The sequence below is a fragment of the Actinoplanes subglobosus genome, from assembly GCF_042650585.1.
Taxonomy (GTDB): Bacteria; Actinomycetota; Actinomycetes; order Mycobacteriales; family Micromonosporaceae; genus Actinoplanes; species Actinoplanes subglobosus.
This window is the reverse complement of record NZ_JBHSBL010000017.1, coordinates 180,108-200,212: the sequence shown is the minus strand read 5'-3', so window position 1 is coordinate 200,212 and position 20,105 is coordinate 180,108. Positions and strand designations below refer to the sequence as shown.

The 20,105-nt window shown below is 71.0% G+C and carries 18 protein-coding genes; 6 read left to right on the top strand and 12 right to left on the bottom strand.

Translation table 11 applies throughout. The annotated features are described in order from the left end of the window. Window positions 1–86: 86 nt before the first annotated feature. Both ACFO0C_RS18815 and ACFO0C_RS18810 read left to right on the top strand, forming a co-directional pair. Window positions 87–2,063, top strand: a complete 1,977-nt coding sequence (locus tag ACFO0C_RS18815; protein WP_378067957.1) for a M4 family metallopeptidase — start codon at window positions 87–89, stop codon at window positions 2,061–2,063. A 144-nt stretch (window positions 2,064–2,207) separates the two neighbouring features. Continuing rightward, a complete protein-coding gene (locus ACFO0C_RS18810; RefSeq protein WP_378067956.1) occupies window positions 2,208–2,819 on the top strand; it encodes a biotin transporter BioY in 612 nt (203 codons plus the stop codon). A 71-nt stretch (window positions 2,820–2,890) separates the two neighbouring features. Here ACFO0C_RS18810 and ACFO0C_RS18805 read toward each other — a convergent pair whose 3' ends face one another. Both ACFO0C_RS18805 and ACFO0C_RS18800 read right to left on the bottom strand, forming a co-directional pair. Beyond that, the gene (locus tag ACFO0C_RS18805; RefSeq protein WP_378067955.1) at window positions 2,891–3,610 is read right to left on the bottom strand and encodes a YqjF family protein; all 720 of its coding nucleotides are present in this window, start codon (window positions 3,608–3,610) and stop codon (window positions 2,891–2,893) included. A gap of 9 nt (window positions 3,611–3,619) precedes the next feature. Continuing rightward, entirely contained in the window at window positions 3,620–3,991 is a 372-nt protein-coding gene (locus ACFO0C_RS18800) for a hypothetical protein (RefSeq protein ID WP_378067954.1), read from the bottom strand. 243 nt (window positions 3,992–4,234) lie between these two features. On the opposite strand from ACFO0C_RS18800, the gene ACFO0C_RS18795 reads away from it, so the two are divergent. Continuing rightward, entirely contained in the window at window positions 4,235–4,573 is a 339-nt protein-coding gene (locus ACFO0C_RS18795) for an ArsR/SmtB family transcription factor (protein ID WP_360322964.1), read from the top strand. Window positions 4,574–4,577: 4 nt separating this feature from the next. Here ACFO0C_RS18795 and ACFO0C_RS18790 read toward each other — a convergent pair whose 3' ends face one another. After that, a complete protein-coding gene (locus ACFO0C_RS18790; RefSeq protein WP_378067953.1) occupies window positions 4,578–6,164 on the bottom strand; it encodes a LamG-like jellyroll fold domain-containing protein in 1,587 nt (528 codons plus the stop codon). 97 nt (window positions 6,165–6,261) lie between these two features. Further along, entirely contained in the window at window positions 6,262–6,588 is a 327-nt protein-coding gene (locus tag ACFO0C_RS18785; RefSeq protein ID WP_378067952.1) for a TfoX/Sxy family protein, read from the bottom strand. Between the two features lie 198 nt (window positions 6,589–6,786). On the opposite strand from ACFO0C_RS18785, the gene ACFO0C_RS18780 reads away from it, so the two are divergent. Continuing rightward, a complete protein-coding gene (locus ACFO0C_RS18780) occupies window positions 6,787–7,068 on the top strand; it encodes a hypothetical protein (protein WP_378067951.1) in 282 nt (93 codons plus the stop codon). A gap of 70 nt (window positions 7,069–7,138) precedes the next feature. On the opposite strand, the gene ACFO0C_RS18775 is transcribed toward ACFO0C_RS18780, so the two are convergent. The 4 genes from ACFO0C_RS18775 to ACFO0C_RS18760 form a co-directional block, all read right to left on the bottom strand. After that, a complete protein-coding gene (locus tag ACFO0C_RS18775) occupies window positions 7,139–7,930 on the bottom strand; it encodes a sugar phosphate isomerase/epimerase family protein (protein ID WP_378067950.1) in 792 nt (263 codons plus the stop codon). Beyond that, window positions 7,927–9,057: a dihydrodipicolinate synthase family protein gene (locus ACFO0C_RS18770; RefSeq protein WP_378067949.1), complete on the bottom strand. Its 1,131-nt coding sequence runs from the start codon at window positions 9,055–9,057 to the stop codon at window positions 7,927–7,929. The genes ACFO0C_RS18775 and ACFO0C_RS18770 overlap by 4 nt, the downstream gene beginning before the upstream one ends. Then, window positions 9,054–10,196, bottom strand: coding sequence for a Gfo/Idh/MocA family protein (locus tag ACFO0C_RS18765; protein WP_378067948.1), 1,143 nt, complete (start codon window positions 10,194–10,196; stop codon window positions 9,054–9,056). Before ACFO0C_RS18765 ends, ACFO0C_RS18770 begins: the two co-directional genes overlap by 4 nt. Window positions 10,197–10,296: 100 nt before the next feature. Then, on the bottom strand, window positions 10,297–10,962 hold the full coding sequence (locus ACFO0C_RS18760) for a hypothetical protein (RefSeq protein ID WP_378067947.1): 666 nt from the start codon (window positions 10,960–10,962) through the stop codon (window positions 10,297–10,299). 181 nt (window positions 10,963–11,143) lie between these two features. Between ACFO0C_RS18760 and ACFO0C_RS18755 the strand changes: the two genes are divergently transcribed. Next, complete coding sequence (locus tag ACFO0C_RS18755) at window positions 11,144–12,079, top strand: Lcl C-terminal domain-containing protein (RefSeq protein ID WP_378067946.1); 936 nt, start codon at window positions 11,144–11,146, stop codon at window positions 12,077–12,079. Window positions 12,080–12,089: 10 nt separating this feature from the next. On the opposite strand, the gene ACFO0C_RS18750 is transcribed toward ACFO0C_RS18755, so the two are convergent. Then, window positions 12,090–13,175, bottom strand: coding sequence for a threonine aldolase family protein (locus ACFO0C_RS18750; protein ID WP_378067945.1), 1,086 nt, complete (start codon window positions 13,173–13,175; stop codon window positions 12,090–12,092). A gap of 58 nt (window positions 13,176–13,233) precedes the next feature. Between ACFO0C_RS18750 and ACFO0C_RS18745 the strand changes: the two genes are divergently transcribed. Next, window positions 13,234–16,608 (top strand): DUF4132 domain-containing protein, encoded by a 3,375-nt coding sequence (locus ACFO0C_RS18745; RefSeq protein WP_378067944.1) that lies wholly within the window; start codon window positions 13,234–13,236, stop codon window positions 16,606–16,608. Window positions 16,609–16,830: 222 nt separating this feature from the next. On the opposite strand, the gene ACFO0C_RS18740 is transcribed toward ACFO0C_RS18745, so the two are convergent. From ACFO0C_RS18740 to ACFO0C_RS18730, 3 genes are all read right to left on the bottom strand, one after another. Next, entirely contained in the window at window positions 16,831–17,496 is a 666-nt protein-coding gene (locus ACFO0C_RS18740; RefSeq protein ID WP_378067943.1) for a biliverdin-producing heme oxygenase, read from the bottom strand. A 110-nt stretch (window positions 17,497–17,606) separates the two neighbouring features. Then, window positions 17,607–18,599: a WxL protein peptidoglycan domain-containing protein gene (locus tag ACFO0C_RS18735; RefSeq protein WP_378067942.1), complete on the bottom strand. Its 993-nt coding sequence runs from the start codon at window positions 18,597–18,599 to the stop codon at window positions 17,607–17,609. A 262-nt stretch (window positions 18,600–18,861) separates the two neighbouring features. Next, window positions 18,862–20,013 carry an HtaA domain-containing protein gene (locus ACFO0C_RS18730; protein ID WP_378067941.1) on the bottom strand — a complete coding sequence of 384 codons (1,152 nt, stop codon included), beginning with the start codon at window positions 20,011–20,013 and terminating at the stop codon, window positions 18,862–18,864. Between the last annotated feature and the right edge of the window lie 92 nt (window positions 20,014–20,105).

The following is a 20,105-nucleotide window of genomic DNA, read 5'->3' as shown; positions in this document are numbered from 1 at the left end:
CTCACCTCAAGTCACCCCGGTGTGACCCGCCGTCCACGGACGGTTGAGGCCCGCCCGCCAATCCCCCGGGCGGGAGAGGAGTAGGCGTGAAATCCCGTACCCCAGTCGTCATCGCTCTGTCCGCCGCGACCGCGGCGGCTGCGGCGATGGTGGCGGTCTCCGGACCGGCGACCGCCCAGGCACCGATCCCCACCGATCCCGCCGCGGTGGCGGCGCTCGCGAAGGGCTCGGCGGCGGCCCTCATCGCCGATCGCCCCGCGGTGCTGCAGGCCAGCGCCGACGAGGTGTTCGTGCAGCGCCCGGTGATCTCGACCGACAACCTTCAGTACGTCCCCTACGAGCGCACCTACAAGGGTCTGTCGGTCGTCGGTGGTGACCTCGTGGTCGTCACCGACCGCGCCGGTCAGACCCAGTTCACGTCGGTGGCGCAGGACCGGCCGATCGGACAGCTCTCGGTCACCCCGAAGCTGTCCGCGGCCGAGTCGATCCCGTTCGCCAAGGCCGAGCTCAAGACCGTGAAGAACGTCGAGAGCACCAAGCTGGTCGTGCTCACCACGACCGGCACCCCGGCCCTGGCCTGGGAGTCGATCGTCAACGGCACCAAGATCGACGAGCACGGCAACGAGGGCGCGAGCCGCCTCACCGTCGACGTCGACGCGCTGACCGGCAAGGTGCTGCGGACCCAGGACAAGATCAGCCACGTGAGCGGCACCGGCACCGGCTGGATCACCGGCTCGGTCGCCCTGGACACCACGCTCTCCGGCAGCACGTACAGCCTGAAGGACCCGTCGATCGCGACCCTGACCTGCCAGGACTCGTCGACGAACACGACCTTCAGCGGCACCGACAACGTGTGGGGCAACGGCACCGGCACCAACAAGGAGACCGGCTGCGTCGACGCGTTCTACGCCGCGCAGAAGCAGAAGGCCATGCTCTCCAGCTGGCTCGGCCGCACCGGCTTCACCAGCAGCGGCGGCGCCTGGCCGATCCGCGTCGGCCTGAACGAGACCAACGCCTACTACGACGGCACCCAGGTCCAGATCGGCAAGAACAGCGCCGGCCAGTGGATCTCCTCGCTCGACGTCGTCGGCCACGAGATCGGCCACGGCATCGACGACAACACCCCCGGTGGCATCTCCGGCAACGGCACCCAGGAGTTCGTCGGCGACGTGTTCGGCGCGGCCACCGAGGCCTACGCCGCCAACGCCAACGACCCGGCCGACTACCAGGTCGGCGAAGAGGTCAACCTGGTCGGCAGCGGCCCGATCCGGTACATGTACAACCCGTCGCTCGCCGGTGACGACAACTGCTACTCCAGCAGCACCCCGAGCCAGGAGGTGCACGCCGCGGCCGGCCCCGGCAACCACTGGTTCTACCTGCTCGCCGAGGGCACCAACCCGACCAACGGGCAGCCCGCCAGCACCCGGTGCACCGGCACCGGCGCTCTGACCGGCGTCGGCATCCAGACCGCCACCAAGATCATGTACAACGCGATGCTGATGAAGACCAGCAGCTCGTCGTACCTGAAGTACCGCACCTGGACGCTGACCTCGGCCAAGGCCCTGGACAGCACCTGTGGCCTGTTCAACAAGACGAAGGCCGCCTGGGACGCGGTGAGCGTGCCGGCCCAGACCGCCGACCCGACGTGCACCACCAGCACGCCGACCACGTCGCCGACCGCGTCGCCCACCACCTCGCCGACGACCGCCCCGACCGGCTGCACCGGCACCAACGCCACCGACGTGTCGATCCCGGACGCCGGCAGCGCCGTCTACAGCGACATCGTGATCAGCGGCTGCGCCCGCAGCGCGTCGTCCACCTCGACCGTCGCGGTGAACGTCGTCCACACCTACCGGGGTGACGTGAAGCTCGACCTGGTGGCGCCGGACGGCAGCACCTACGCCCTGAAGGCGACGTCCAGCTCCGACAGCACGGACAACATCGTCACCACCTACACCGTCAACCTCTCCACCGAGGCGGCGAACGGCACCTGGCGCCTGAAGGCCCAGGACGTCTACTCGTCCGACACCGGGTACATCAACACCTGGACCCTCACCGTCTGATCACCACTGATCGTTTCGGGACGTCGCAGCGGCTGCGGCGTCCCGAAACGATCACTTCCGCATCACAGTTCGTTCCTCGTGACTGCCACCCGGGCCGGGAGGGACCTAAGGTTCCTCCTACATGTACGGACAGGAGGCTCCCCGGTGACTTACAGCGCGTTCGCCGTGAACCCCGGGAGACCCACCGGAGTCCTGGCCGATGTTTGGGGGCGGTCCGCCGTACGCGATGTGCTCCTGACCCTGGGCGCCGCCGGCGCCGTCGGGCTCGCCGCACAGATCGCCGTCCCGGTCCCCGGTTCGCCCGTGCCGATCACCGGGCAGACCTTCGCCGTCCTGCTCGCCGGCGCGACACTCGGTGCCGCGCGCGGGGCCGCCGGCATGCTGATCTACGTGCTGGCCGGCGCGCTCGGCGTCCCGTGGTTCGCCGCCGGCGCCTCCGGCTGGCCCACCGCGACCGCCGGCTACCTGGTCGGTTTCGTGCTCGCGGCCGCCCTGACCGGCCAGCTCGCGGCCCTCGGCGCGGACCGCCGCCCGGCACGCACGATCGGCCTGATGGCCGCCGGCAACGCGCTGATCTACCTGGTCGGGGTGCCGTGGCTGGCGTTCTCCACCGGCATCGGCCTGACCTCCGCGGTCGCGGCCGGGCTGTGGCCCTATCTGTTCGGTGACGTGCTCAAGACGCTCTTCGCGGCCGCACTGCTCCCGGCCACGTGGATCCTGGTCAATCGCCGCGCCGACGCTCATGACCGTTACTGATCACCGCCCGGCCTGAACCCACAGGCTGTGTGCACAGCCTGTGGATAACTCGAACAGATGTGCTAATCCGGTCAACGGACGAGGCGCGGCAGGCCGATCCGGGTGCGGACACCCGGTGACGAGTGCACCAGCGGGCCACCGTGCGGGGCGGGCAGACCGGCCGCCGTCGTCAGGTCCTGCTCCAGTTCCAGCACCTCGGCCCGGTGCAGCACCCACGACGGGTGGAACACGTCGACGCTCACCAGCCGCCCGGCCACGACGGTGTAGAGGCGGTACTGGGTGGTCAGATAGTGGTCGATCTGCCCCAGCTCGGCCACCGGGAACCGCTCGCCGTGACGGACCCGCAGCCGGTAACCGGCACCGCGCGGCTCCGCGAACCGGCTACCCCGGTACTCGGTCAGGGCACCGCTCGCCCGCAGCGACATCCGCGACCAGCGGTACGGCAGATTGAGCCCGGCCCGCGCCACCGCGACGGCGGGCAGCCGGGCCGCGTCCAGCGAGAAGAAGAAGATGCCGGCGCCGCCGTCCGGTCCGCGGACATAGGTCCGCAGGTTCGTCTCCGGGAAGGTGGACAGCCACGGGACCGGCGGGAGCCAGGGTGGGCGCACCTCGTCCATCAGGAACGGGAGCAGGCCCACCCAGACCCGGTCGTCGTCGGTGTCCGGCGTGAGGCCGTCCGGGAGCAGCGGACGGACCTCGTCGACGGGGTAGCGCCAGTGCAGGAAGGTCATCCGCCGCCACTGCTGGATCATCATGGCGGTGCGGACCTCCGCCATCGGGGGCGCGAGCATGCCCCCACTCTAGATGTCGAGACTGCCCTCGATCCGCTTCAGCTGGTGCCGGGCCAGGGCCAGGTTCGCCCGGTCCTTGTTCAGCGCCAGATAGAGGAACAGGCCCTGCCCGGAGCGCCCGGTCAGCGGCCGGATCAGGTGGTACTGCGAGTCCAGCGTGATCAGGATGTCCTCGATCTTCTCGTGCAGGCTCAGCATCTCCATCGTGCGCAGCTTCGCCCGGACCACCTCGGTGTTGGCCGCAGCCGCCACCTGGAGATCGAACTCCCTGCCCCCACCGGCGATGCCCAGCGCCATACCGCTGGCGCGGTCGACGAGAGCGACGCCGATGGCCCCGTCGATCTGCATCGCGTCCTTCAGGGCTACGTCCATGTCCGGCATATCGATCCTCCACTCGGTCCGGGTCTGCGCCGAGCGTGTACGACACCGGCCCGAACCGGTCGCACACGATGTCCGCCTGCGGCACCGGGGATCGTGGGTCCATTGACCGTGCAACCGATCACTTGAAGGTTTCTTCAACTACGAAACTGCACATCACTTCACTTCATGGGTACGCCGTAACCGAGCCCGAACCTTCGCGGTTGGATGCCGGTAGAGCTGGATTCTCGGCGGAGGGGACGGAACGTGTCAGTGCCGCTGTACCAGGCAAAGGCCGAGATGTTCCGGACACTCGGTCATCCGGTCCGGATCCGGGTGCTGGAACTGCTCCAGGACGGGCCGAAGCCGGTCCGTGACCTGCTCGCAGAGATCGACGTCGAGGCGTCCAACCTGTCACAGCAGCTCGCCGTCCTGCGCCGGGCCGGCATCGTCACCTCGTTCCGCGACGGCGCCCTGGTCATGTACGCGTTGAGCACCACCGACGTCGCCGACCTGCTCGCCGCCGGCCGGCGCATCCTCGGCGCCGTCCTCACCGACCGGGACGGCCTGCTCGTCGAGTTACGCGCCCAGGGCAAACGCCGCTGACCGGTCAGTGCCCGTCGGGGCTCGCCGGATGATCAGCGCGGCCGGTCGTGGCGATCTCCGCGATCCCGGCCTCCGGCAACGCCGACCGGTACGCCCGCACGTCGTCGATCGAACCGTGGAACCGGTCCGTCCACGCGCCGTCCCACCACGAGCGGGCCACCTGCACCGGCTCCGTCGCGTTCCAGCTCACCGGATGGTCGACGCTGCCCTCCGCCACGCCGTCCACGAAGATCGTGATCTTCCGGGTGATGGTGTCGAAACTGGCCGCCAGATGGGTCCACGTGCCGATCCGTGGCCGCGTCGTCGACGACGGCCCGTCCACCACCGGCACACTGCTGTCGGTCTGCGGCATCGTCATCCGCCACGAGTCGGACAACTTCTCGTAGCCCAGCACGAAACCGCTCGCCACCCGGCCCGGCTGGGACAGGACCCCGCGCGAGCCATCGGTGTCGGCGAGGTTCACCCAGGCCATCACGGTGAAACTGCCGTCGGTGCGGACCGCCGGAGCCAGCGCGCTCGCATGACTGCCCGCCGTCGCCGCCGTGAACCGCATCGCCGGACCCGCCGACGACCAACCGGCCTCCGGGCTCAGCGTCGCCCGGTTACCGCTCCCGGAGAAGTCGCACACCGTCGCCCCCACGCCCTCGTCGGCCGGCCACCACAGGACCGGCGAGCCCGCGTCACCGGCCGGGGTCGAGACCGCGCACAGCGGTGGGACGACCGGCTTCTCCGGCAGCAGCTGGGCCGCGCCGTACCCGAGCGGGAGCAACGCCACCAGCGCCAGCACGGACAGGGGGCGCCTTCCGCCGTACCCCGCAGGTTTGTGGATCTCGGCCGGCGGAGCCGGTGTGATCTCGCTCGGCGCCGCCGCCGGAAGCATCACCTCCGCGTCGGACCGCACCTGCCGCAACCGTGCCGCGAAGACCGCCATCGACTCGATCGCCGGAGCCGGGGTCAGCACCTCGTCGAGCAGGCCCGTCAGGCCCGGCCAGGCGGCGATCAGCAGATCGTCGGGCTCGCCCCGGCCCGGCCAGGAATTACCGGTGAACGCCCGGAACAGCAGCGCCGCCAGGTCGGTCACGTCACCGCCCGGCGTCGCCGCGGGCGTGCCCCGCGGCCGCGGGGCGGAGAAATCGGTGATCAGCGGGATACCGGACGGCCCGACGATGACGTGCTCGGCCCGGATCTGCCCGTGCACCATCGGCGGCCGCATCGAATGCGCCCAGGCCAGCGCGTCGGCCAGGGTGATCACCAGACGCAGGGCCTCGGACCGCGACGGCGGATCGTCCCGCAGCACCTCGGCCAGGAGCGGACCCTCGACCCGGTCCAGCGCCAGCCACGGGCGGCCGGTCGCGGTGATCCCACCGGCCCGGACCGGCACGATCGAGGCGTTGCGCCCCAGCCCGACCGAGGCGGCGATGTGGGTCGCGAAGGCGACCTCCTCGGTACGCCCGGCGACGAACCGGTGAAAGAGCCGCAGTGTGGCCCACCGACCGGCCCGCTCGTCCCACGCCCGGTAGACGTCGGCGTCGGCACCGGTGCGCACCCGCTCCAGGCGGGTATAGCCGGCCGGGGTGTCGATCCCCGCCACGTATCCCCTCCCTTCGCCGCGTCCTTCAAGAGTGTGGACTACGGAGTTCACCCGACCGGTCCGGCACCGGCAACGCCCATCGGCGTTCCACTCGGGCTCATTTGGGTGGTAGATCGCTCGCGAAGTCGACACCGGCACGCAGCCACCGGGTCAGGCCGTCGTCGTCCAGACGCTCACCGTCGACGACGATCCAGTTGCGCATGGGCCGGCCGGTGAAGTCGAAAACCCTCGTCCCCGGCTCGGCGAGCGCCCTCTCGGCGGCCTCCGCCCCGAGCCGCACGATCAGGTCGTCACCCATCACCCCGACGGCGAGATTGCCGTGCACCATGAACGTGATCCCGCCGAACATCTTCCGATCGGTGACCCCGTCGACCGCACCGAGCCCGTCACGGATCCGCTCCGCCAGCGCCTGATCAAACGCCATACCCGCAAACTTAGCCGCCGCCCCGGCGCCCTTCACAACTTCCCGGCCCGCGTGTCCGGTTGGCAGCATTAATTAACGTTGACCTATGAGTGGCGGCAACTACCTCGCCCTGATCATCAGCGCTCTGGCGCTGACCATCTCGATCTACAGCGCCGTTGAGCGCCGAAACGCGCTGCGACGAGCAGCCTGCGAGGGTTGATGTCCGCCCAAGCCTTGGCCCTGCTGCCCGCCTTCGCCCGTGAGGTGACCAGCACCGAGCTCCGTGCTCTCGCTTTCGCCCTGGGACGGTCCGGATACCTGGAAGACGCCGAGAGCATCTGGGAGCGAGCGATCGCCAAGGCCGCCGAGGAGGGCGTGACACAGGAGCTTCACGCCCGGCGAGGTTATGCGGAGGTAACGTCGCCCCGGATCCGAAACGAGCTGCGCACGATGCTCGACGGGCCGAACCCGTGGCCGACGACTGCAGACGATCCACCGTGACGTCGCCGTCTCCGGTGAGCCGGGCGGTGTGAGACCGGTTCGCGGGCGTCGTTGACCGCGAACCGGCAGTTCAGATGCTCTGGTAACCGGCGAGGGTGTCGGCCAGGATCTCGGGGCCGGGGCGCTGCCAAAGCTCCTCGTTCATCACCTCGACCTCGATCGGGCCGGTGTAACCAGCCTTCTCGACCGCGTCGTGGAAGGCCCGCATGTCGACGCAGCCGGCGCCGGGCAGGCCGCGGCCGGTGAGGACGCCGGCCGGCAGCGGGGTGATCCAGTCGGCGAGCTGGTAGATCGCGATCCGGTCGCCGGCCGCCTCGATCTTCGGCAGCACGGTGTCGTCCCACCACAGGTGGTAGGTGTCGACGGTGACACCGACATGGGCCGCCGGGTGCTGTTCGGCGATCGCCATGGCCTGGTCCCAGGTGCTGATGACGCAACGGTCGGCGGCGTACATCGGGTGCAGTGGTTCGATCGCCAGGGTGACCCCGGCGGCCGCGGCGTGCGGGACCAGCTGGGCGATCGCGTCGGCGACGTGGGCACGGGCGCCGGCGATGTCCCGGGAGCCCTCCGGCAGGCCACCGGAGACCAGGACCAGAACCGGTGCACCCAGTGCAGCGGTCTCGTCGATGGCCCGGCGGTTGTCGTCGAACCAGCCGTCGAGCTGGAAGAACCCGCTGCGGCAGAGCGTCGTGACGGACAGGCCGGCGTCGCGGACCAGGGCGGCGGAGCGCTCCAGGCCGTACTCGGCGACCGGCTCACGCCACAGCGCGACCTTGTCGACACCGGCGTCGACCAGGCCCTTGACCATCTCGGTCAGTTCCCAGTGCTTCGCGGTGATCTGGTTGAACGAGAAGCGGCTCATCCCACCATCACCTCGAAGAACCGGTTCGCCCGGTGGGCGGCCAGGTCCGGGTCGGTGAGCAGGCCGGCCGTGGCGGCCAGCTCGATCAGCTCGGCGAAGTGCGGCACCGAGCGGCCCGACTGCAGGCCGCCGACCATGGTGAAGTGGTCCTGGTGGCCGTTGAGCCAGGCCAGGAAGACGATGCCGGTCTTGTAGTAGAACGTCGGCTTCTGGAAGATGTGCCGGGAGAGCGGGACCGTGGGGGCGAAGATCCGGTCGTACTCGTCCAGGTCACCGCGGTCCAGTGCGGCGAAGGCGGCCGCGGCGGCCGGGGCGATCGCCGCGAAGATGCCGAGCAGCGCGTCCGAGTAACCCTGCTCGTCGCCGCGGATCAGCTGCGGGTAGTTGAAGTCGTCGCCGGTGTAGAGGCGGACGCCCTCGGGCAGCCGGCGGCGCAGGCCGATCTCGTGGTCGGCGTCGAGCAGCGAGATCTTGATGCCGTCGACCTTCGCCGGGTTGCTGTTGATCAGCTCCAGCACGGTCTCGGTGGCCTTGTCCACGTCGGACGAACCCCAATAGCCCTCCAGCGCCGGGTCGAACGCGGTGCCCAGCCAGTGCAGGACCACCGGCTTGTCCGACTCGTCCAGCAGCTCGCGGTAGATGCCGAGGTAGTCGTCGGCGTCCCGGGCGGTGGCGGCGAGGTGGCGGCTGCACATCAGGACCGGGGCGGCACCCGCGGTGAGCACGTCGGCGAGTTGCTCGGAGTAGGCCCCCCGCACCTGGTCGAGGGTGACCTGACCGGGAGCGAGCTGGTCGGTGGCCACGCCGGCGACGATCCGCCCGCCGCCCTCGGCCGCGCTCCGGCGGATCAGCTCCTTGGTGGCCGCGTAGTCCAGGCCCATGCCGCGCTGCGCGGTGTCCATCGCCTCGGCCACGCCCAGGCCGTGCGACCACAGGTGGTGCCGGAAGGCGAGGGTCCGCTCCCAGTCGAGAGCCGCCGGCGCCCCCGGAGAGTTGTCGGCCCGCGGGTCGGCGACGACGTGCGCCGCGGCGTACGCGATCCGGCTGGCCGGGGCGCTGTCCGGCTTGGCCCAGTCGGTCGCCGAGAGGGTCAGCCGCCGCCCGCCGGGCAGGTTGACGGTGCTCATAGCTCGATCCGCTTGCCCTCGCGAGCCGACTGCAGGCCGGCCTCGGCCAGCCGGACGCCGCGGGCGCCGGAGCGGAAGTCCCAGTGGAACGTCTCGCCGGCGACGACATGCCGCAGGAACGCCTCCCACTGGACCTTGAAGCCGTTGTCGAACTCCTCGTTGTCCGGCACCTCGGTCCACTCGTCGCGGAACGACTTGCCGGTGAGCGGCAGGTCCGGATTCCACACCGGCTTGGGCGTGGTGGCGCGGTGCTGGATCTTGCAGCCGCGCAGGCCGGCCACGGCGCTGCCGTGGGTGCCGTCGACCTGGAACTCGACCAGCTCGTCCCGGTTGACCCGGACCGTCCAGGAGGAGTTGAGCTGGGCGACGATGCCGCCCTCCAGCTCGAAGATCGCGTACGCGGCGTCGTCGGCGTCGGCGGTGTAGGTCTCGCCGCGCTCGTCGACCCGCTCGGTGATGTGCGTGGCGGTGGTCGCCTGGACCGTACGGACGTTGCCGAACAGCTCTTCGAGCACGTAGTTCCAGTGCGGGAACATGTCCATCACGATGCCACCGCCGTCGGCGAGCCGGTAGTTCCACGAAGGACGCTGCGCGACCTGCCAGTCGCCCTCGAACACCCAGTAGCCGAACTCGCCGCGGACCGAGAGGATCTGCCCGAAGAAGCCGCCGTCGATCAGCCGCTTGAGCTTGCGCAGGCCGGGGAGGAACAGCTTGTCCTGGACGACGCCGTTGCGGACGCCCGCGGACTCGGCCAGCTCGGCCAGCTCGATCGACGCCGCCGAGCTCTCGGCCAGCGGCTTCTCGGTGTAGACGTGCTTGCCGGCGGCGATCGCCTGACGGATCGCCTTCTCCCGCTGGGAGGTCACCTGGGAGTCGAAGTAGATCTCCGCGTCCGGACGGGCCAGGGCCGCGTCGAGGTCGGTGGTCCACTCGGTGAGGCCGTGCTGGGCGGCGATGGCGGCCAGTTTGTCGGGGTCACGGCCGACCAGGATCGGCTCGGGCCAGATGTGGCCACCACCGGCGAGCGGCACGCCGCCCTGCTCACGGATGGCGAGAAGGGAGCGAACCAGGTGCTGGCGGTAGCCCATCCGGCCGGTGACACCATTGACGACGATGCCGATCGATCTACGCGCTGCCATTCGGTATCCCTCCGGAGATTATTAGGAAAGCGCTTTCCTGCTGCTGGCAGCCTAGGCGTCTTCCGCGCTCCGGACAAGTCCTGTTGATCTCGTACGGCGGTCAGCCCTGCCAGGCCCGTCTGAGGCGGGTCCACCATGTGGATTTCGGGGCCACCGGCTCCGGTTCCGGCGTCCATGCCGCGGGCTCGGGTTCGACCACCCAGGTCACCAAGCAGGTACGGCAGAGGTCGCCGGCACCCCACTCGGCGTACAGGTCGGCGGCCGGCGGCGACGTCGGGTACGGCCCGTCGGTCTCCTCGTTCCAGTGCATCCCGGGCGACGGGAAGTGGAGCCCGAGCGGCTCACCGGCCGGTTCCGCGCCACAGACCGCCGGAGTGGACGCCCAGCGGCACAGGTGCCGGACACCGTCGTCGTCCCGGATCAGGTCGTAGTCCTCCTGCAGCGCGTACCGGTAGAAGCCGGAGTTCGGGCCGACCACGAGCGCACGACTCGGGCAGTACAGCGCGTGCCACACGTCGTCGTCCGGCTGGGTCGTCACCGTGACGAGCATCAGCTCGCCCGTCGGCGACAGCGGAGCGTCACGGTCATGGGGCAGCGGCTCCCCGACCGCCTCGTCCCGGTAGCACTGGTTCCCGCTGGGCAGGGTCCCGCCGATCCGGCACGCCTGGGGACGCAGCGGGCCGACGAGAGCCTCGACCACGGTGCTGTACTCGGCGTACCGCTCGGTACCGTCAGGGAATCGGACCGTCGCCAGCCACCTGCCCACGAGGCATCACTCTCCAGATCGGATCAACACTCCGGTTACTAAACGTAGGCGGAGGCGAATGGGTGGCCAACTCGACGGAAATTGCCAGCCAATCGAAAGCCACTGTTCCAAGCCGCATTGACAGCCATTCGAGTGGATCTTTAGCCTCGACTACCGGTGACTCCGAGTGAAAGGCCGACCGTTGACCGAGGAACTGCGACAGGTCACCGAAGCGGCCCGCTGGCTCGACGAGGACGACCGGGCCGTCTTCGCCCTCTGGCGCCGGGAGATCACCGGGGAGATCGACCGGGCCGACGTGGGTGCCGGCGCCGTTCAGCGTATGCGCACCCGGCTCGATCGCTGCCGATCGCTGGTGGCGGCGCTGGACGCGGAGCCCCGGTGCCCGGTTCTCGGCCACACCGTCAGCCTCTGGGACGGGGAACCGTCGGCGGAGTGGCGCGGGCGGATCGAGCCACACGTCCGCGACTGCCGCACCTGCCTGAACCGGTTGCGCGGAGAGACACCGGTCGACCGGGTACTGGCCCGGGACAAGCCGGCGCCGGTCCGGGCGGCGGCCGTCGCGCCCGTCCCCGCCGCTGCACCCGCGTCCCGGCGCGGGATCCGGCTCTCCGAGGTGCTCGTGTCGGTGGTCGTCGTCCTCGTCGTGGTGGCGGGCGGGCTCACGGCGTACACACAGATGCCGAAACGATCGCAACCCGTCGCCAAGCCGGTCGCGGTGTCGCCCTCGGTGACCACCGCCGCCTCTCCCTCGCCGTCGTGCGGCGCGGGCCTCCGCGCGCTCAGTGCCGACGAGGTCCGGGACGGCGCGACGTGCCTGGTGTGGCAGCGGAGGATCGCCCCGGCCACCTACACGTTCGCCGGCGCCAGGACCTACTGCGCCGAGCTCGGCGGTGGCTGGCGGGTGCCGACGCGGAACGAGCTCGCCGGGATCGTGACCGTCGCCGGCCCGGTGCCCACGATCGACCGGAAGGCGTTCCCGGGCACTCCCGAGGCGGCGTTCTGGACGTCGACGAAAGTCACCGCGACGCAGGCCTGGGCGATCGACTTCGCCACCGGGGAAGCCGCCGGCGACACCGCGCGGTCGAGCCGGATCCGGGTGCGCTGCGTCCGTAAATGATCAGCATCGACTAGAGCTGCCCCAGCAGGCGCGCGCCGATCTCGGCGACGTCGTCCGCGGTCCACTCCAGAGCGTTGCCGACTACCGTGACCTCGGTCATCGCGTAGCCGGGAACGTCCGCGTCACGCCAGCCGCCGGCGAACCAGATCCCATCCCGCTCGGCCATCGCGAGGACGGCCTCGCCGAGCGCAGTGGCCGGAAACGGCAGCCATAGGCGGAACTGATGGGTGTGCGGCGGCTGCGGGAAGACCTTGGCTCCCGGCAGAAGAGACAAAGCCTCAGCGATGGTACGGGCGTGCCGAACATAATCCGGCAGCCGCGGCAACTCCCGGTCGAGCCCGGCCAGCGCGGTGAGCACGGCCGGCCACTGCTGGAAGATCATCCCGCCGTACCGGTGACGCCACGCTCGTGCGTAGTCGCCCAGGTCGGCCGTCCCGGCGAGCACCGCACCGCTGATCCCGCCGAGCGACTTGTAGAACGAGACGTAGACGCTGTCCGCGAGCGCCGCCACCTCCCGCAGCGAGCGGCCCAGATGCGGTGTCGACTCCCAGATCCGGGCGCCGTCGAAGTGCACCCGGGCACCGATCGCACGGGCCGCCTTGGCCACCGCCACCAGCTCGTCCCACGACGGCAGCACGAAACCGGCGTCCCGCAGCGGCAGCTCGACGACGACGGTGCTCACCGGCTCGCCCAGCCGCGCGATCTCAGCCGCTGTCGGATTGCGCCGCTCGGTCGTCGAACTCACCCCACGCAGGCCGGTGAGCTCGGCGTACGCATGCCGCTCATGCATCTCCTGATGGCCGAGCGGGTGCAGTGCGGCGGCCGGGACACCGGACCGGTCGGCGCCGTACCGCAGCGCCACCTGCTGGGCCATCGTCCCGGTCGGGAAGAAGACCGCGGCCTGGGTGCCGAGCAGCCCGGCGACCCGCTCCTCCAGCGCCTCGACCGGCCCGTCGCCGTAGAAGTCCGGCCATCCGTCCAGGTCACCACCGGCCTCCAGGTCGGCGATCCGGTCCCGCATCGTCTTCGGGCGAATCCCGGACAGGATCCGGTCACAGCCACGCATCGCATCGAGTCGGCGTCTCTCGTCGGACATCTGCGGATGATCGCATGATCTTCAGTTCTTGTCGGACCCTGCCGCTACTGTGCGCGCCATGCGGAGTTTCGAGGCGCCTGCCCTCCCCGATGAGGACACGTTCGTCTTCCCGTCGGCCTGGCTGCGGCACCGGTCGCCACGCCGGGGCGGCAACCGGGCCGGTAAGTATGCGCCGGACCCGAGGGCGCGCAGTGCCGTCGACGCCAAGGTGGCCGGCGTCCGGTCACACATCGACCAGGTCCTCGACGCGCCGACGACCGGCGAGTCCACCAGCCACCTGGCGAAACAGTGGTTGACCGGCTCGCCCGAGGCCACCCCGCTCGGTGCCGCCGCCGTCGCGGCCGCCACCTACTCCTACCGCTGGGTCGGCGACGACTGGGCCAACCCGTTCGCCGACGTGTGGATCGCCGAGCATGGCCTGGGCTTCGCCGCCGAGGCCGCGGTCATCCAGGTGACGCTCACCGTCATCGACGACGCGGTGCCACCCGGCCGGGCCCACCGGTCCAGCGGCTCCCCGGGCGTCCGCCCACTGCGTTCCGGCGAGACCCGTCCGGGGTGGTGTGCGGATCCCGCGATGCAGACGCTGCTCCGGGTCCGGCAGGCGCTCGCTGTCGCTTCCGAGGATGAGCACGACGCGGTGGTGGCCACACTGGAGGGTCACCGGGCGGCCGGCCTGTTCGCCCGCGCGGCCACATCCGTGCTGGTCCCGGCGCGACGTGACTGGTTCGAGCAGGACCGGGCCGACACGGTCCTGGCGGCCGACCCCTACCTGGCGGCGCTGCTGCTGACCGCAGCGGCCACCGCTGAGGATGTGCGGCTGCTCCACCCGCCCGCCGACTCCGACGTCATGACCAACTCGGTCGTCATGCTCGCCACCCTGATCGACGGCACCGGCGCGGCCGCGGCCCCGGCCCTGTTCCACTGGCTCGACGAGGCCTGGGAGGCCGACACCAGGAAACGTCTGCTCTCCGCACTGACCGCCCTCCCCGGAGACCAGGTCACCGCCGGCCTGATCGAGCGCGCCGAGACGAAATATGTCGGGCCCGTCCTGGTGGCACACGGCGACCGTTTCCCGGCCCGCACGCTGCGGCTGCTCGCCGGTGTCCCCGGCCGTCGCGGCGCCACGGCCGCCCTGCTCCGCGCCCACCTGCTGAAACATCGCAACCTCGCCGAGCCGGTCCTCCCGCAGCTCGGCCCGGAGGCCGCGGCCCGGGTCCGGGAGATCCTCACCGACGTGTCCGCGGTCGCCCCCGCCCCGCTCTCGGCGGTGCCGGGGGTTCTCGCCGACCCGCCGTGGAAGAAGACCGTCCCACGTGCCAAGCCGATCCTCGTCACCGGTCTGACCTGCGACGACCAGCCCGCCGCCGAGTGGTTCGAGGGCGAGCGCGAGCGCTGGGGCGCGCTGTCGGTGCACCGCTACTCCGGTGACAAGGCGTGGGATCCGGCGATCCGGCGCAAAGTCGTGCTCGACAATCAGGTGTCCCTGCGCGAGGCGGTCGTCTACCTGCTCGAACTGCCCGACGATCAGGCCCGCGACGTTCTGGCCCAGTGGCGGCCCGACGACGCGTGGGCCGCCGAGAGCTACCTGCGCCCGGTGGCGGCCCGGTTCGGGACCGATGCGCTTCCCGCGATCCTGGCGATGGGCAAGAGCTCACCCGGTGACACCGCCGTGCTCTTCCGGCCGTTCACGTCACCGCAGGTCGCCACCATGATGGCGGACTGGCTGGCCCGGCTGAAGACGGTTCGCGAGGAGGCCCTCGACTGGCTGTGCCGGCATCCCGCCGCGGCGTCCCGGGCGCTGATCCCCGCGGCGCTCGGCCGGGCCGGCGTGGCCCGGCGACAGGCCGAGACCGCGCTGCTCGCCTTGCGCGACAACCGCCATGCCGACGCCGTGCGCGAGGCCGCCCGGGGCTACGGGGAGAAGGCCGCGGCCGCCGTCGAGGTCCTGCTCGCCACCGACCCGGCCGCCCTCGTCCCGGTCAAGATCCCGCCGGTCCCGGCCTGGGCCGCTCTGGGGGCGCTCCGGCCGGTGCTGCTGCGCGACGGGGCCGGTTCGCTGCCGGCCGAGCCGGTGGCGAGCCTGATCACCATGCTGGCGATGTCCCGGCTGGGCGCGCCGCACGAGGGCCTCGGCGAGGTGCGGGCCGCGTGCGAGCCGGGCAGTCTCGCCGCGTTCGTCTGGAGCCTGTTCGAGCAGTGGCAGGCGGCCGGCGCCCCGTCGAGGGACAACTGGGCCCTGGACGCGCTCGGCCTGCTCGGCGACGACGACACGGTCCGCCGCCTGTCCCCGCTGGTCCTCGCCTGGCCCGGCGAGGGCGGGCACGCCAAGGCCGTCACCGGGCTGGACGTGCTGGCCGCCATCGGCAGCGACGTCGCCCTCATGCACCTGCACAACATCGCCCAGCGGTCGAAATTCAGCGCACTGAAATACGCGGCGCAGCAGATGATGAAAGCGGTCGCCGACAGACTCGGGCTCACCTCCGATCAGCTGGCCGACCGTCTCGTCCCCGACTTCGGGCTCGACAGCGAGGGCAGCCTGCGGCTCGACTACGGGCCCCGGCAGTTCGTGGTCGGGTTCGACGAGCAGCTCCGCCCGTTCGTCACCGATGCCACCGGCAAGGCGCTCAAGTCGCTACCCAAACCCGGTGTCCGTGACGACGAGGTGCTCGCCCCGGTGGCGTACCAGCGTTTCACCGGCCTGAAGAAAGACGTCCGCACGGTCGCGACCGACCAGGTGCGGCGTCTGGAGCGGGCGATGGTCACCAACCGCCGATGGAGCGGGGCCGAGTTCCACCAGCTGTTCGCCGGTCATCCACTGCTGTGGCACATCGTGCGCCGCCTGGTCTGGGTCACGTTCGACGCCGCCGGCGCGCCGGCCGGGGCGTTCCGGGTCGCCGAGGACCGCACACTCTCCACGGTGGACGACGAGGAGACCAGGCTCGCCGACGACGCCGTGGTCGGCGTCGCTCACCCGCTGCACCTCGGCGAGGACGTCGCAGCCTGGGGCGAGGTGTTCGCCGACTACGAGATCCTGCAACCGTTCCCGCAGCTGGGCCGTCCGGTGTTCACCCTGGCCGAGGGCGATCTGCGGGGCAGCCGGCTGATTCGCTTCCAGGGTGTGAAGGTGGCGGCGACCAAGCTGCTCGGCATGGAGCGTCGCGGCTGGCATCGGGAGGCGCCACAGGACGCCGGGGTGCAGAGCCGCCTGGAGTTCGGTCTCGGCGACGACATGGAGGTCATCGTCGACTTCGAGCCGGGCATCGCCGTCGGAGGGATCGACTACTTCCCCGAGCAGGAGCTCAAGGACATCTGGCTCCAGCGGGGTGTCACCAGTCGGTGGAGCCGGGGGGATCAGGGGCATGTCGCGCTGGGCAGCCTCGACCCGATCACGGTCTCCGAGATCCTCCGCGACCTGACCGACCTGACGTCCTGATCCAGGCGGCGGAGCGGTCCGGCGGCGGGGGCGGTCCGCTGGCGGGGGCGGTCCGCTGGCGGGGGCGGTCCGCTGGCGGGGGCGGTCCAGCGGCGGGGCGGGGCGGCGGGGCGGTCCGGCGGCGGGGCGGTCCAGCGGCGGGGCGGTCCGGCGGCGGGCGGTCCAGCGGCGGGCGGTCCAGCGGCGGGCGGTCCAGCGGCGGGCGGTCCAGCGGCGGGGCGGTCAGGCGGCGGGGGCCAAGTCCTCCGGGTTCTCCGGGTACAGGGTGCCCAGCTCCACGAAGACGGCCGCGTTGTGGCGGAACGCCAGCTGGGCCTCGTCGATCGTGGTGGTGGCCTGGTCTTCGGACAGGTCCAGGGCGTCCAGCCGCTCGCGGTAGGCGATCTTGTAGGCGCGGGCGTCGGGGATCTGCTCGAAACGGTAGAACGACGTGCCGGCCTCGCCCAGGCCGTAGAGGTTGGCAAGAGTACGGCCGATCATCTGGCCACCGCTGAGGTCGCCCAGGTAGCGGACGTAGTGGTGGGCGATGAAGTGTGTGGGCGACGTGGCCGCCAGGTCGCGGAGACGGTCGGCGTAGGCACGGGTCGAATCCAGGACGGTGACGGTCGACTCCCAGCCCGCGCCGTAGAGGTGAGCCAGGTCGGCCTCCAGCGACGGGACCCTGAGCAGAGCCGGGTCTGCGAAACCGGCGGCTGGGCCGTCCTCGGCTCGCATCCGGGCGGCGGCTGCTTCGAGTTCCCGATATACCGCCAGGTACTGCGCGGTCAGGGCGGCGAAACCGGCCATCGGGACGGCGCCGGCCATCAGCCGGGAGATGAAGCTGCGGGTCTCGGCCTCGCGGTGCTCGACCATGGTGGCGCGGCGGAGGCGGGTGGAGAAGTCGGTCATGTCGGCTCGTCCTTCCTGATCATCGAAGTGGTGGCGCGGCTCGGGTCGGTGCCCGATGGAACGGGTTGTCACCGGGTGGCGACACGACGTCGATGTCCTACTGATCATCCTCATTGCGCGGGGCCCTGGTCCAGAGTTGCCGACAGGTTCTTCGGCTGCCGCCGGGAGAACCTGCGTCGGACGAATCGGAAAACGCAGTACAAGGCTGCCACGGCGAACAGGATCACCAGGGCCCAGGGCCAGGCCCAGACCGTGGTGCCGCGGGTGACGACGGGGAGTCTCTGGTCGAAGTTCGCCGGCTCGACGGTCACCTCCGCGTTGAGGCGGACGGTCGGCTGGACTCCGACGATCTTCTCGGTCACGGACACCGAGCCGCCGGGCAGCAGTTCGGGGATTTCCATGACTTCGGTACGGGCCAGTTCCCACCCGAACGGACCGGTCACCCGCACCGCGCCGGCACCACTGAGGCGCAGGTTGCCGGTGTTGCGAACCAGGTAACGGACGGTCATCTCGCCACCATCGGCTGGATTCGCCGACTGGGTGTACTCCAGCCGTACCGTGTCGATCGTCAGAGTGGGCGCGACAGCACCGGCGACGGTGAGGTAGACGCGGGCCGCGACCCGGCGATCCACCAGGACCTTCTGCCCCCGCGCGTCGACTGTCTCCTCGGCGATCGACGTGATCACGCCGCCCGCGTGGTCGCCCGGTGTGGCGTCGGCGGGTACGACGATCGAGAACGGCACATCCAGCCGGGTGTTGGCCGGAACCGTGTACTCCTTGGCACCGAGCCCGATCCACGACCCGATGTCGGTGGCCTTCTGCGCGGCCGGCAGCAGCGCGAACGACCCGTCCTCGGTGTTGTAGGCGTCGGTCCCGTACACGCTGAAGGTCAGTGGCCGGGTGGTCAGGTTGGTGATGCCGACGTAGTCGGTGAGTGTCTCGCCCGGCGCCGCACGCCGGATGATGAAGTCGCGCCCGTCCGGGCCCTTGGCGCTCGACGGCTGCACCGACCAGCGCACATCCGACGCGGCCGGGGCGGCCTGCGCCGGTGCGGGGACGAGGATCAGCAGAAGAACCGCGGCCAGAGCGCCTCGGACGGACATGTTGCTCCTTACGATGGGGCGGGCCGGCCGGGAATTGTTGCGGAATTCCCGGCCGGTTCCCTGGACCCGGAACCCGGGCTCGGACGGCCGCGGGTCCCGGACGGACCCGAGCCTTTCCCTGGACCCGGAACCCGGGCTCGGACGGCTGCGGGTTCCGGACGGACCCGGGCCTTTCCCTGGACCCGGAACCCGGGCTCGGACGGCCGCGGGTTCCGGACGGACCCGGGCCCAGGGGGCCGAGGCCCGGGTCTTGGGCCCTGGATCAGGCGAGCGTCAGGGTGAGGACGGCGCTGTACTCACCGGCGGCGCTCGACTCGGGAATGCCCAGGTCGAGGGTCGCGCCGCAGGTGGCGCTGCCCAGGCTGCCGCCGGTCTCGGCGCTGCACAGGGTGCGGCTGGTGCCGAGGCCGACGCCGGGGGCGACCGGTCCGCCGGGGGCGACCGCGTTGGCCGCGCCCTTCGCCGAGACCAGGCTGGTGGCCGCGACCTTGGCGGTCGGGGTCCAGCCCAGGTTGGCCGCCGGGATGACCCCGCCTCCGGTCGACGTGAACTCGGTGACCTGACCGACCAGGTCCCAGCCGGCGTTGGTGCCGCGCAGGTCGCTGACAGTGACGGCGTTGAGGGCGCCGGTCGCGGTCTGGCCGGGCGACGCCGCCGACAGGGTGACGGCCGCTCCCGCGGATGTCAGCGTCAGAGCACCGCCACTGACAGCCGCCTTGATCGTCTGCGCGGCGGAACCGTTGCCCGTGCCCGGGTCCGTGGGGTCGGTCGGGTCCGTGGGATCCGTCGGGTCGGTCGTCTCCTCAGCAGAGGCCGAGGCCGTCACCGGGTCGAGCGCGGTGCCCGCCTGGTAGAAGCCGGCGAACGCGGAGGCCCCGGACGCGGTGAGCGTTGCGGCGAGCGCGTTGAACGAGACGTCGCCGCCGGTCACGGTCGGTGCGGTGGTCACCAGGGTGGCGACCTCCGTCTGGTCGAGGTGGCTCTCGGTGGTGCCGTTGTTGGCGACGAGGTCCACGTCGGCCAGCAGCGATCCGGTGCCGTCCCCGTCCACGACCAGGGTCGGGTTGGAGACCGTGATCTCGAACATGTGCAGGGGGTACGAGAAGACGACCGTTCCGCCGTAGCTGACAGTTGCGGTGCCAGCTGCGGCGTCGTAGGTGCCCCCGGTGGCCGGGAAGTCGAAGGTGCCGTCCGTGTTGCGGCTCGCCCCGTTGCTGGTGGCGATCGGCGGGTTGCCGTTGCCGGCTCCGACGTAGGCCCGGAACGAGGCTTTGAAACCCCAGTCCAGGCTGCCACCGGCCACATTGACCGGTGCGGCGAACGCCGGCGTGACTCCGGTGAGTGCCGTGGAGGCGCCGAGGGCGATGGCGCTCGCGAACAGGGCGGCCCGATGCGAGCCCTTCAATGTGCCCACGCTCTTTCCTTCCGATGAGCTTCGAAACGATGAGGTCCGAAGAGGGCAGTGACCCGCGATTGCGGTTCAGTTAGGGTAGCCTCACCTAACTC

Excerpts from the sequence above, each read along its gene's own strand:
- ACFO0C_RS18800 (WP_378067954.1), bottom strand. The coding sequence starts at position 3,991 with ATGCCGGACATGGACGTAGCCCTGAAGGACGCGATGCAGATCGACGGG.
- ACFO0C_RS18775 (WP_378067950.1), bottom strand. The coding sequence starts at position 7,930 with ATGAGCCGCTTCTCGTTCAACCAGATCACCGCGAAGCACTGGGAACTG.
- ACFO0C_RS18780 (WP_378067951.1), top strand. The coding sequence starts at position 6,787 with ATGTCCGCCCAAGCCTTGGCCCTGCTGCCCGCCTTCGCCCGTGAGGTG.
- ACFO0C_RS18745 (WP_378067944.1), top strand. The coding sequence starts at position 13,234 with ATGCGGAGTTTCGAGGCGCCTGCCCTCCCCGATGAGGACACGTTCGTC.
- ACFO0C_RS18750 (WP_378067945.1), bottom strand. The coding sequence starts at position 13,175 with ATGTCCGACGAGAGACGCCGACTCGATGCGATGCGTGGCTGTGACCGG.
- ACFO0C_RS18740 (WP_378067943.1), bottom strand. The coding sequence starts at position 17,496 with ATGACCGACTTCTCCACCCGCCTCCGCCGCGCCACCATGGTCGAGCAC.
- ACFO0C_RS18770 (WP_378067949.1), bottom strand. The coding sequence starts at position 9,057 with ATGAGCACCGTCAACCTGCCCGGCGGGCGGCGGCTGACCCTCTCGGCG.
- ACFO0C_RS18735 (WP_378067942.1), bottom strand. The coding sequence starts at position 18,599 with ATGTCCGTCCGAGGCGCTCTGGCCGCGGTTCTTCTGCTGATCCTCGTC.
- ACFO0C_RS18785 (WP_378067952.1), bottom strand. The coding sequence starts at position 6,588 with ATGGCGTTTGATCAGGCGCTGGCGGAGCGGATCCGTGACGGGCTCGGT.
- ACFO0C_RS18765 (WP_378067948.1), bottom strand. The coding sequence starts at position 10,196 with ATGGCAGCGCGTAGATCGATCGGCATCGTCGTCAATGGTGTCACCGGC.
- ACFO0C_RS18805 (WP_378067955.1), bottom strand. The coding sequence starts at position 3,610 with ATGCTCGCGCCCCCGATGGCGGAGGTCCGCACCGCCATGATGATCCAG.